We start from the raw sequence: 13,526 nt of genomic DNA on the forward strand, positions 1-13,526 counted from the left end.
TCTGGATGGTTTTATTTTAGGTAAACCCATCCAGAGGTTTTTTTAGATCCGTCTCCTAAATCGAGAATATAGAAATAGGTGCCCTCAGGAAGCGTTTTGGCAGAGCCGTCTGCTTTTCCGTCCCAAGTATTTTTGTAGCCTTTTTGGTAGTAAACCAAATTACCCCAGCGGTTAAAGATTTCCAGCTGGTTATTAGGATATCTTTCGATACAATCGATATAGAAGTAATCATTTTGGCCATCATCATTTGGTGAAAACTCATTGTAGATTTTCAGACAGTTTGGAGAAACAGTTGCGTTATCCTGATTGTTTGCCGAATTGGTGTCTATCTGATCAAGTTTTGTCAAATGTGCTGTGTTCAGATAATCATTGAAATCGACCACTTTAACTGTTAAAGTCAATGTTTGAGAAGCTCCAGTATTGATTGATGGAATGCTCCAAATGCCCGTTTTGGGATCATAAGCTCCTGAAGTTACAGTTGAGCTTACAAATGAGTATCCTTTTGGCAATGCATCCTGTACTTCTACATTTGTAGCTGTTAGGCCTCCGCGATTTTCTGCTGTAATGGTAAAAGTTACCTGAGAGTCCATTGGCACATCGGTTTTATCTACTTCCTTGTTTATAGCTATATCTGTAGCAGGAATATTGATAAATTCAGAATCTTCGTCGTCTTCACTTTGATCTCCGTTATCATTATTTGGAGTAGAATCCGGGTCAAATTGATTGCTGGCCGTCACTTGGGCAATATTAACATAATCAACACTTTCAAGTCCAAGCGGGTTGTCAACAGTTGCTTGATAGGTTAAGGTAATACCCCCTACAGGAACTGTTAGGTTTACCCATTTTATGATATCCTTGCTGAAAACGCCTCCATTATTAATATTCGAAATATTTTTCAATCCAAGTGGTATCATGTCTTCAACTGCGACTCCAGTCGCTGTACTTGGTCCATCATTATTAAGCAGAAGCGTATATGTTACTACTTCGTCTACATTTGCATTTTTGTTATTGACAGTTTTTTCCAGACTTAAATCGGCAACAGCAATATTTATTTGTAAACTGTCGTAATCGTCTTCCGTTTCAACTCCATTATTTGGCGTCGAATCTGGATCGGGCAGGTTACTGGCAATTACCTCGGTAATGTTTGTAAATTCTTCTGCTGCACCTGTGGGCTTGTTTACTGTGGTGTAAATATCCAATGACTGATCGGTTCCATTTGGAATATTACCGACATTCCAAACTCCAGTAATATAGTTATATAAGCCACTTGTTGGACTGCTAGTCTGATAGGTGAACCCAGGCGGTAAAAGGTCTTTAACTCTTACTCCAGTCGCATCTCCAGGACCGTCATTGGTTACTGTGACAGTGAAAATAACGGTTGAGCCAACATCATATACGGCATTCTGATTGAGTGCTGTTTTTCTGATAGATAAATCTGCCATTACAATTACAGGCGTAACAGAAATACTGTCATAATCATCTTCGGTAGTAACTCCGTTGCCAGGCGTACTGTTTGGATCAAATTGATCAGCGGTCATGATTTCTGCTGTGTTTAGATATTCATCTGGCGTGCCTGTCGGACTTTTTACAAAAACATTTAACAAAAGTGTATGGCTATTTCCAGGAAGGATAACACCAGGATTCCATTCGCCAGTCGTGCGATTGTAGGCTCCAGAAGTAGAATTATAAAAAACATAATCATATCCAGACGGCAGCACATCTTTTACTGTAACTCCAGTTGCGTTGCTTGGACCTGAATTGGTTACTGTAATTGAGAATGAAATCTGAGATCCAACAGCAGGAGTTAGATTGTTATTGATTACTTTTTTCTCAAGAGATAAGTCGGCTAGTGCAGGAACCGGCGTTAATAGTAACGAACTCATGTCATCCTCACCGCTGACATTGTTATTTGGTGTCGAATCTGGATCCAGTTCATTTGAAGCGTAAACTTCTGCAACGTTTTGGAAATTGCCTGTCGTATTAACTTTTACACCTATTTGCAAAGACTCTGAAGCTCCACTTGGTATAGTGCCAATATCCCAAATTCCAGTTGTATTATAATATTGCCCAGATGTAGAGCTGTATACCACATATTCGTAACCGCTTGGCAGCATATCGATTACTTTTACTCCAGTAGCATCCTGCGAACCGCTGTTTGTTACGGTTACTTGGAATGTAATTGTTGCTCCAAATATTGGGCTTAGATTTCCGCCAATTACTGCTTTTATAAGAGATAAATCTGCCATTGGAGGAATAGGAACAGTTGCAATTTCTGCATAATCATTTTCAGTAGTAACTCCGTTATTTGGAGTTGAATTTGGATCTGGAAGGCTACTTGCAGTAACTTCGGCCGTATTTAAATAATTGCCAGTTGCATTTACACTAGCAGTTAGCTGCAATGTCTGAGAATCTCCATTAACTAAAGAACCAATATTCCATTTTCCTGTTGTGCTGTTATAAGTTCCTTTTGTTGCTGTAAAACCGCTAAAGGTATATCCTGTAGGCAGTAAGTCGGTCACTTCAACTCCAGAAGTATTCTGTGGGCCATTATTTGAAACAATGATTTCAAAAGTTACCGATGATCCAATTAATGGAGTAGGATTATTAACTGTTTTGGTTAAAGATAAATCAGCAGATTGTCCTAACGGAGCCGTTGTAGCTGTTCCATAATCATTTTCAGTAGGAACGCCGTTTCCAGGTGTTGAATTTGGATCTGGTAAATTGCTGGCAGTTACTTCTGCAATATTGGTGTAATCTCCTGTAGGATTTACAGTAGCAGTTATTCTTAGAACTTGCGAATCTCCGTTTAGGAATGTACCAATTGTCCATTTTCCTGTTGCAGCATTATAAACTCCTTTTGTAGCGCTATAAGTAACAAAAGTATACCCAGAAGGTAGTAAATCGGTTATTTCTACACCAGAAGTATTCTGTGGACCATTGTTGGTTGCAATTATTTCAAAAATAATTGGCGAACCTGCTAATGGAGTGGCATTGTTAACCGTTTTAGTTAACGATAAATCTGCAGCTTGAGCATTTGGAGTAACTGTCGCTGTTGCGTAATCGTCTTCTGTTGCAACACCGTTATTTGGAGTCGAATCAGGGTCAGGAAGTGCACTTGAAGTTACTTCGGCAACGTTAACGTAATTTCCTGTAGCATTTACTACAGCGAGAATCTGTAAAGTTTCTGATTTCCCATTAATTAGATTGCCAACTGTCCATAATCCTGTTGTAGGATTATAGGTTCCTGTAGAAATGGTAAAATTAGAGTAAGTATAGCCGCTTGGAAGTAAATCTGTAACCGTTACACCCGATGTGTCCTGCGGACCATTGTTAGTTACAACTATTTCAAAAGTAACTAAGGAGCCTACTAACGGATTAGTATTATTGACTGTTTTGGTTAAAGATAAATCTGCTGCTTGCGCAGTTGGCGTTATGGTAGCTGTTGCATAATCATTTTCTGTTGGAACACCATTATTAGGAGTTGAATTAGGATCAGGAAGATCAGCTGCTGTTACTTCGGCTATATTTACATAATCGCCTGTGGCATTTACTGTAGCTGTAATTTGAAGTGTTTCAGATTCACCGTTTGCTAAATTACCAATATTCCATACTCCATTCGCAGGAGTATAAGTTCCTGTAGAAACTGTAAAACTGCTGAAGGTATATCCTGAAGGTAATAAATCGGTAATTTGAACACCGGTATTGTCTTGCGGACCATTATTGGTTACAACAACTGTAAAAGTAACTGATGAACCCGCTAATGGCGTTGCATTATTTACCGTTTTGGTTAAAGACAAATCGGAAGATTGGGCTGTTGGAGTGACTGTTGCTGTTGCATAATCATCTTCAGTTGTAATTCCGTTATTCGGAGTAGAATCGGGATCAGGCTGACTGCTAGCTGTAATTTCGGCAGTATTTGTATAATTTCCCGCAGCATTAACTACAGCATTTATTTGTAAAGTATGATTTGATGCAACAGGCATATTTCCAACTGACCAAAGTCCTGTTACCGCATCATAACTTCCAGCTGTTGCGGTGTAAGATGCATAGGTGTAGCCTGAGGGCAATAAATCGGTTACTGCTACATTATCTGTGGCTTGCGGTCCTGCGTTATTTACCTGAAGGCTAAAAGTTACTTGGGAACCCACAAGAGGCGTAGTATTGCTTACTGTTTTAGTTAATGATAAATCGGCCGATGTTGCTATTGGTGTTGTTGAAGCTTCAGCATAATCGTCTTCAGTTGTAATTCCGTTATTCGGAGTAGAATTGGGATCAGGCTGGCTGCTAGCTGTAATTTCTGCACTGTTGGTATAATTTCCTATTGAATTAACCAAAGCTGTTATCTGCAAAGTATACGAATCTGTGACTGGCATATTTCCAACATCCCAAAGTCCTGTACCAGGGTCATAAGTTCCAGTTGTTGCACTGTACGACACGTATGTATAGCCCGAAGGCAATAAATCTGTAACGGTAACGCCATCTGCTTCTTGCGGTCCAGAGTTTGTAATCTGAATACTGAAGGTTACCTGAGTGCCCACAAGCGGAGTAGTATTGCTCACTGTTTTAGTCAGCGATAAATCTGCTGATGTTGGAATTGGCGTTGTTATCACCTCTGCGTAATCATCTTCTGTTGTGATTCCGTTATTTGGAGTGGAATCAGGATCAGGAAGATTTGCAGCGGTAACTTCAGCTGTATTTAGATAAATGCCGTTTGGATTAACTCGGGCTACAATTTGAAGCGTTTCAGAATCACCAGCCACTAAATTGCCAACTGTCCATATTCCTGTGGCAATATCGTAGGTTCCTGTTGAAACAGTAAATCCGGTAAATGCGTAGCCAGATGGGAGCACATCGGTCACCTGTACGCCAAAATTGTCTTGAGGGCCATTATTTGTTACGACAATTTCAAAAGTAGCAAGCGAGCCTACCAATGGTGTTGCATTATTGACTGTTTTTGTTAATGAAAGATCTGAAGATTGAGGAATAGGAACAGTAGTTGCCGTTCCATAATCGTCTTCAGTAGTTACGCCGTTGTTAGGTGTCGAATCAGGATCGGCAGTATCGCTATTTGTAACTTCAGCAATATTTGTGTAATCTCCTGTCGGGTTTACTATGGCATTGATCTGTAGTGTTTCAGACTCACTGCTTCTTAATATGTCTAATGTCCATAATCCCGTCGTATTATCATACGTTCCACTTGTGGCATTAAAACTGCTATACGTATAACCAGAAGGCAATAAATCGGTTACCTGAACAAGTGCTGCATCCTGCGGGCCGCTGTTTGTGGTTATAATGGTAAAAGTTACAGTTGATCCAACGAGCGGAGTTGGGTTGCTTACCGTTTTTGTTAATGATAAATCCGCAGAAGGAGGGATAGGTGTTACTACAGCATTGTCTTCATCATCTTCGCTTTGATCGCCATCATCATTATTAGGTGTACTATCAGGATCAGGAAGGTCGCTCGCAATTACTTGAGTTATATTGAGATAATTACCCGTCGGCAATACTTTGGCATCCAATATAAGAGACTCGGTAACACCAGAATCAACCGTTCCGACATTCCAAATTCCAGTAGTACTATCGTATGTTCCTGCAGAAGAGCTATAGTTTACATATTCGAAACCAGAAGGCAATAAATCCGCTACCTGTACTCCAGTGGCATTATTTGGACCGTCATTTGTTATTTTAAGTTCAAACGAAATTTGGCTTCCAACCACAGGGCTTGTATTGCCTGCCACCACATTTTTAACTAAAGATAAATCTGCAGATGGTCCGATAAAGATAATTTCGGCATCATCTTGATCATCTTCGGTAGGAATATCATTATTTGGGACACTGTCAGGATCAGGCAGATCGCTGGTTATGACTTGGGCAACATTCAGATAATTTCCTAAAGGATTAACAAAAGCATTAAAGGTAAGATTCACATTCGAATTAGCTGGAAGATACAGATTTCTCCATTCTAGAGTAGCAGTGGCCACCTGATAAGTGCCACCATTTGATACTGATCCCGGAATAAGCGTATAGCCAACAGGAATAACATCTTTTACACCAACTCCAGTTGCATTTCCTGGGCCTAAGTTATTCACATTTATAGTGAAGGTAACTTGTTCACCTGCTGCGGCTGAAGTAGGAGTGACAGATTTTGTAAGTTCCAAATCAGCTTGCTTCAGCGAAACAGAAGCTGTAGATATATCATCTTCTGTTGTAATACCATTTCCAGGAGTACTATCAGGATCAAGCTGATCTGCAGTCTGAATCTCTGCCGTATTAAAGTAATAGTTCATAGACGTCACAACATTTACTTTAGCGGTAATTTGTAAAGTGAGCGTATTTCCATTGTTTAAATTGCCAACATTCCAAATTCCAGTAAGACTATTGTATTTTCCGGCTCCATTGTCACTTACGTAAGTGTATCCAGGAGGAAGCTTTTCTGAAACCGTTATTCCAGTTGCATTATTTGGTCCGCTATTAGTCACCGAAATGGTAAAAATGACATTGTCATTTATGCTAACTGTACTAGGAGAAACTGTTTTTTTAAGCGATAAATCGGCTAAATCTAGTACTACAATAGCACTGTCTTGATCATCTTCCGTAGGGTTTTGATTATTTGGCGTACTATCAGGATCAAATTGGTCAGAGGAGATAACTTCTGCGGTATTTACGTAAGATCCTCCTGCAGGTAATATGGTAGCTTTAAATGATAAATTTAAGATACTACCGCTTGGAATGGTCAAATTACTCCAAGTAATCGTGTTATCGCCAACATTGTATATTCCTGCCGAAGTAACAGATCCTGCAACAAGTGCAAAGCCAAGCGGAATATAATCACGTATGGCAACATTGGTGGCCGTAACAGATCCGCCTAGTGCATTGTTGTTGAAAACATTAATATTGAAAGTAACTACGTCACCAGCACTTCCTGTTGTAGGGGTTACAGTTTTGGTTAATTCAAGATCCGCTACAGCGAGTATTCTAAGCGTCATAGTATCAGATGAAGCTGTACAGTTTCCGTTTGTTACGTTCCATTGAAGTGTATAGATGCCAGGAATAGTCCCAGTTACTGCAGTTGTCGGACTAGTAGGATCTGTAAATCCTATTGTGCTCGGGCCTGCTATCTGAGTCCAGCTGCCAGTGCCAACTGTTGGAACAACAGCATTCATATTGATAGGAGAAAATTGAGGCATAGTCTGATCTGGCCCTGCATCGGCAGTTGAAGGATTCTGATATATCGTTACAAGAACAGAATCCTCAGAGAAACATCCGTTTAAATTAGTTGTAGTTACGGTCCACTTAAATTCATACGTGCCAGCGATTAGCCCTAGCATTAATGAATTTTCATTATTTGGAGATGCAATGCCAGCTGTGTTTGGACCAGAAACCTGTGTCCATGTTCCTAAACCTGATGTTACCGTAACAGCATTCATAGTAGCACTGGTCAAATTGCAGAGTTCTTGATCAGGACCAGCGTTTGCTATAGATGGCGGGACATCATTGAAAGTTATTTCTACCTGATCTGAAGTAGGTTGACATAGTGAAGGATTCGTAAAAGGACCATTAGTAACTGTCCATGTTAAGATATAAGTTCCTAAAACATTAATATTGGATAAAGTAGTAACAGGACTGTTCGGATTGTCAATCACTGCAGCTCCTCCAGGAGGCTGAGAGAAAAACGTCCAAGTTCCAATACCAACCGTCGGAGGAACCGCCGCAGTCTTATAAGTGGTCTGACAGGCAACGGTATCATCAGGACCTGCATTGGCAGCACTTGGCGGTGCGTTCATTTCTATTCGCACAATATCTGAAAGAGTTCGGCAATCATTGCTTTTGAATACCCATTCGAGGATATAAAGGCCTGGAACGGTTAGGTTTGAAACTGTTGTCAATGGTGCTGTTGGAGTATCAATAACAGCTACACTTCCAGCGGGCTGATAAACAAATCGCCATTCAAATGTTGTAACATCTGGAGGGGGAGTATTTCCGCTCATGGTTGCAACACCGCCAACATCACTAATACATAATGTTTGGTCTGGACCTGCGTCTGGATCAATACTGGCACCGCTAAAAACAGTAATATTTACAGAATCTGAAGTTCCGCTACATGTAGCGCCATTTGGAAATGTAGTAGTGCTGGTAGTGAATGTAAAGACATAATCATTTCCAGGAACTACAGTTGCATTAGCAATATAGCTATTTGATGGAGACTGTGTAATGATAACATCAGCGGGGTTTCCTGTTGTACTGGTCAGTGACCAAGTTCCTGTTGAATTTTCGTTGGCTATAAGCTGTACACTTGTAACATCACAATAGGTTTGGTCTTGTCCCGCATTTGCTGCTGGGTCAACTACTACAACTACATCATCAAAACTGCCTGGACATAAAAAGATGCTTTTTGCAGTTATCGTCCATCTAAATGTATATGTACCTGCTATAAGACCATTAATTTCTGTATTTGGATTGGAAGGGTCTACAATTAGAGGCTGATTGGGAGAACCAGTAAGTACAGACCACTGGCCTGATTCGAAAAAGCTATCATAGGCATTGCCTGCCATGGTAACTGTACTGTTGTTGCATATATTTTGATCTGGACCTGCTGCAGCCTGATCAGGAGGAAGTCCGATAGTTAGATTGATATCGTCAAATGCCTGACCACAAGTACCAGCATCAACTGTCCATCTGAAAATGTAATATCCACTGTAGGAGAAAGTAAAAACAGCATTTGGATCATGAATATCGCTTATGGTGTAATTTCCAACGCCAGAAATTCTTGTCCATGTGCCAGTTGATCCGCCACTTTGTGTAGCAGCCATTGTTACCGTATCACCGCAAGTTTCCTGATCCGGTCCCGCATCAGCAATTGGGGGAGTTTGTGCAACAGTAACAGATACGCTGCTTTCGCTCGGAAGACAGGTTCTAAACCTTGAAATGATTGACCATGTAAAAATATAAGTTCCATTTCCAGGAACGGTTACCATTGTGTTTGGATCATTTACGTCTGTAAAAACAACTCCAGCCGATGGTTCAACGCTCCAAGTACCAAAATCAGTTAGTACTGGTGTATTGCCGCTAAGATTAAAAGTGGTTGTGCCTGAAGAATAACAAGCGTCTGGTCCTGCATCTGATGTTGTGGGCGCATTGTTATTATTCGTTATAATTGTTACGGTATCAGAAACGGATCCACCGCAAGAAGGTCCTGGATGCGAATAAGCAACTGTCCATTGCAATTCATATGTAGAAGAAGGTGTTAGAAAACCAGAAGCAATGGCATTTGGATCATTTACATCTGAAAAAGTAATTGTATCTGGGCCTGAAACTTGACTCCAAGTACCTAATTCGCCAGCTGAAGCTTGGACAGCCGTAAGAGGCACTTGCGAACCGGCACAGGTTACTTGGTCAGTTCCAGCATCAACATCGTCTATCGAACTGTCTGAAACATAAACGGTAACTGTTGCCACTGAAAAACCGCAGGTAGCACCGCCTCCTTTTGTGATATATTGAAAAACATAGGTTCCTGAAATAAGATTACTGACTGGCGTATCGACTGCAAAATTATCAGCAATAACAGCTGTATTGGGTCCACTGAGTTGACTCCAAAAATGCAAGCCGTCATCTGTGCTTACTCCAGAAAGAACAGTTGTTGTATCACCGCAGGGCAGACTAACATCGGTTCCTGCATTTGATGGCGTAGGATCTCCAGAAACCAAAATGTTGAGGGTATCAAAACCATAATCACATTCTACAGTTAATGCTCCACCTTGTTTTCTGATAAATTCAACCGTATATTCCCCAGGTGCAGTAAGAGTCAGAGTAAGTGAATTTCCAACATCTGCCAATGCAGTAGGAAAAGGCCCTAAAGGAGAGAGCGGAGGGCCGCTAACGATGCGGTATTGGTTGGAACCTGTTCCAGTTACTGTGAGTGGAATTGTAAAGACAGTCGCATTACAGCTTCCAACAATATCTTTCCCGTCATTTGCCACAATAGTCCTTGTTTGCCCATTATATTGCACGATATAATCTTTGGTGAAAATACAGCCTGTATTGGTATTTGTGAGAGTGTAACGAAAACGATACGGATCGCCTCCCTGAAAAATATTGGTTACCAATGTGGTAGGGTTTGTTGGCGATACAATTACAGCGCCACTGTCGCCAGAGATCTGAGACCAGGCCACCGTTTCACCTGCGTAGAGAGGAGTCTGCGCAACAAGAGTTACCTGATTTATAGTATTGTCGCAAAAATATATGTTTTCGTCTCCACCCGGCAGCTGTGTTACATCCTGAGTTGCAGGCGGTACAGTGATTACAACCGTATCATTTCCTGAAGCGCAAGGACCAGTAACTGTCCATCTGAAAGTATAAGTGCCTTCAACTAGATTTGAAATTCCTGTATTATTGGCATTTGGGTTGGCTATAGTTGGTGTATTAGGTCCGCTTACAAATGTCCATTGCCCATTTTGGCCATTAAGTCCGCAGCCACCATAAGTGCCATTTAAGTTAGTTGATTGCGTTGTAGTGTAACAATTGCTTAAAGTCTGGTCTGGACCTGCTGAAACAGGTTTTACGCCTCCATAATTGGTTACGGTTATTTGAGAAGTGGTTCTGCAACGTTGTCCAGGAGCATATTCTGGCCCTTCAATAACCCATTGAAGTGTTGTAACGCCACAGCTAGTTTCGGGTAGAGTGATGGTTGAAGTGGCTAGATTAGGAAAATTAATGACAACTCCTGCATTATTGGCTCCTACGATTTCCCAATATCCTGTTTCTCCTGTGTTTTGCGGAGTATTTGCAATAATAGCCAATGTCCCATTGTTATTGGGACAGCTTGCGATATTGGCGCCAGCATTAGCCTTTGTTATGGGTTTAACATTTACTACTTTATCCTGATACGACACGATACCATCACCGCAGGTTGCACTATATCTAAAGATATAAGTATTGCCTCCTGTATAGCCTGAAATTGTTGTGCTTGGACTAGTTGGCGAATTGATTGTTACTGCAGGACCCGAAATCTGTGTCCATTTGACTGTGCCGATAATTGGACTCGGATTATTTCCAGTCAAAACCAGCGCGTCTGTCTCACAAATGGTTTCATTTAAAACTCCAGCATTTACAGTACAGTTTTGAGCATTGGTTTGATAAATAGTGAGGAAAACTACTAATGCAGTAAAAGCCAGTTTTTTTGATAAAGTGCAAATTCTCCAGGAAAAATAAAATTGTGCCATAAGCAATCAGGAATAAAAAAGGCAGCACAGCAATTTATAACCACCTTAAATTAATAAATTGATTTAAGCATTAATGTGTAGTTATCTTAATCTGATTTTGGGGAATACTCAAATTTAAAGAAACAAAGTCAGGAAATTTTTTTTTCTATGTTGCAGATTATAAAATGAAACACGAAAAACAGGTTTTGAAACAATAAAATGGAATATCATCAAATAAAAATGCTTTAAATACAGAATTTAGAGCCTTTTCAATGCTTTTTTATAAATGTTTTTGAATATTCTAAATCGTAAATCCTTTTATCTGATTTAAATCGAAATTTTGCAATTCAGTATTCATTATGACGGAGAAAAAACAGCTGTAAAAAGGCTGTAAAGGCGTTTTTAATTTTGTAAAAGCAATGGTAAAAAACTTAACATTGGATAAGTGTCTGATTTGTAAATGAATACAATCTGGTTTTTATGCTCATGAAAAACTTAACATTGGCGAATAGGTTTTTCAATCTATCTTTGTTTATTATTTTTTGATGTTAATTTAATGATTTAATAACATTAAAAATTAGTTTAATACAAAATAAATTTAATCAATTTCTTAAAATTAACAGAATAATGGCAAAAGAAGTGCTTACTAATGAAATCGATCAAGAGGTAGAAGCTAGTCAAGTTATCTCTAATGATGAAAACGAGCAAAAAGATGCTCTGGTTCCAGCATCTCAAGCGGTTGAAACTCTAGAAAAACCTAAACCAAAAAGAGCTCCGAGAAAAACTGCAGAAAAAGAAGAAAGCACAAATGAGGCAGTGCAAGAACCAAAACAGGCAGCAGAAGGAGAGGAAACTACATCTCAATTAGCGGAGACATCAGAAGAAAAAGAAGACCAGCCAAAATCTAAAAAAAATAAAAAAGTGAAAGAAAAAGAGAAAAAAGAAAAACTGAAAAAGAAAAAAGCTACAGCTAAGAAAAAAGACAAAAAGAAAGAGAAGGCTAAAAAAGCAAAACTAAAAGCGAAAGCTAAAAAGAAAGCCAAGGCTAAAAAAGCTAAAGAAAAAGCAAAGGCAAAAAAGATAGCTAAAAACAAAGCGAAAAGATCGAAAGCTAAAAAGAATAAGAAGAAATAATGGTGAATTAACAATTAACAATTAACAATTGATAATTCTAATTGTCAAGCTGAGAGAAATCGAAGCTTCCGCAATATTTATAAAGCCACAGATTATAGGATTGATACAGATTTTAAGAAATCATTTTAATCCTATAATCTGTGGCTTTTTATTAATGTCTTGCGTTAAAAATAAAAAATTGATACTCATAACATAATTCACAACTTACTGCTTTCTGCTTTTTTCTTTATTGCGAGTTTGTCTATTTTTTGAAGAAATTCTGGATCAAATTCAGAATAGGCTTTTAATCTGTATTTTTCGTCCCTGATTTTCATAACTAGACGAATTTTCTGCACCATCATCCAGATAGGTTCGTAACGTTTATGTCCTAGTAAATATTGAATTTTGAGAATGGATAATCTTCTGTGCGAAAGCGTCATCAATTCAATGCAGATCATCCAGTATCGAATCGGAAGGTTGGAGTTTTCCATTACAGTGCCTGAGCGCAGGCTAGTGCGGCTGCCACATTTGCGACACTGAAATTTTAAATCATTCTGACGGAAAGAATGCGTATTATGTCCGCATTTCCTGCATAAAAGTCCGTTTTCTAAACGTTTGTTTTTAAGTTCTTCAATACAGGTTGCTTCATCAGAATATTTTTCAAAATAGGTGCGTAGCTCCATCTATACAAATCCATTATTTACATTTCGAAATATAAAATATTTTAAAAAGAAACGAATAACAATTTGTATAAAAAATAAAGAGGAATATTCGAGAACGAATATTCCTCTTTACAAAGGTAAAATTGTGTTATAATTTAGCTACTATTTCTTTTTTGTATTTATTAAGGATAGATTTTGTCATACCTAAATTAGCTTTTGTAGAATCTACAGCCAGATAAATAAAGTATTCCTGATTGTCAGATACATCAATGATGTGAATCTGAGAACTTAGCGTTATCATGATGTTGTCAATTACCTGGTCTTTTAATCCTAAAGCTTTAATAGCATTCATTTTTGCTTTTACCACTTCTAGATTATAAGCCGATGCTAATTCAGGATCAAAATCTGCTACTACAGATTGAGAATAGTATGACATGCCGCTTGCAATTTCAGCTACAGAAACTGCGATGAACCCTGGGACGTTCTTTTTTAGGTCTTCCCCAAATTGAGTTAAAAAATCAGACATAATTTTAGAATTTTAGTTGTTGTAAAT

Annotated in this window: 3 protein-coding genes and 1 pseudogene; 1 reads left to right on the forward strand and 3 read right to left on the reverse strand. The window is 39.1% G+C overall.

The window, feature by feature from the left end:
- Positions 1–11: 11 nt before the first annotated feature.
- Positions 12–11,219 (reverse strand): T9SS C-terminal target domain-containing protein, encoded by an 11,208-nt coding sequence (locus tag FF52_RS04510; protein WP_008463354.1) that lies wholly within the window; start codon positions 11,217–11,219, stop codon positions 12–14.
- A gap of 606 nt (positions 11,220–11,825) precedes the next feature.
- Between FF52_RS04510 and FF52_RS23730 the strand changes: the two genes are divergently transcribed.
- Positions 11,826–12,332 carry a hypothetical protein gene (locus tag FF52_RS23730; RefSeq protein ID WP_008463355.1) on the forward strand — a complete coding sequence of 169 codons (507 nt, stop codon included), beginning with the start codon at positions 11,826–11,828 and terminating at the stop codon, positions 12,330–12,332.
- Positions 12,333–12,541: 209 nt separating this feature from the next.
- Here the strand turns inward: FF52_RS23730 and FF52_RS04520 are convergent.
- A pseudogene (locus FF52_RS04520) lies at positions 12,542–12,994 on the reverse strand (transposase); the annotation flags it as partial.
- A 127-nt stretch (positions 12,995–13,121) separates the two neighbouring features.
- Positions 13,122–13,499 (reverse strand): hypothetical protein, encoded by a 378-nt coding sequence (locus FF52_RS04525; RefSeq protein WP_008463358.1) that lies wholly within the window; start codon positions 13,497–13,499, stop codon positions 13,122–13,124.
- Positions 13,500–13,526: the final 27 nt, after the last annotated feature.

This window comes from Flavobacterium sp. F52, from assembly GCF_000278705.1.
GTDB classification, from domain to species: Bacteria; Bacteroidota; Bacteroidia; order Flavobacteriales; family Flavobacteriaceae; genus Flavobacterium; species Flavobacterium anhuiense.

Coding starts and splice junctions, on each gene's coding strand:
- FF52_RS23730 (WP_008463355.1), top strand. CDS start 11,826: ATGGCAAAAGAAGTGCTTACTAATGAAATCGATCAAGAGGTAGAAGCT.
- FF52_RS04510 (WP_008463354.1), bottom strand. CDS start 11,219: ATGGCACAATTTTATTTTTCCTGGAGAATTTGCACTTTATCAAAAAAA.
- FF52_RS04525 (WP_008463358.1), bottom strand. CDS start 13,499: ATGTCTGATTTTTTAACTCAATTTGGGGAAGACCTAAAAAAGAACGTC.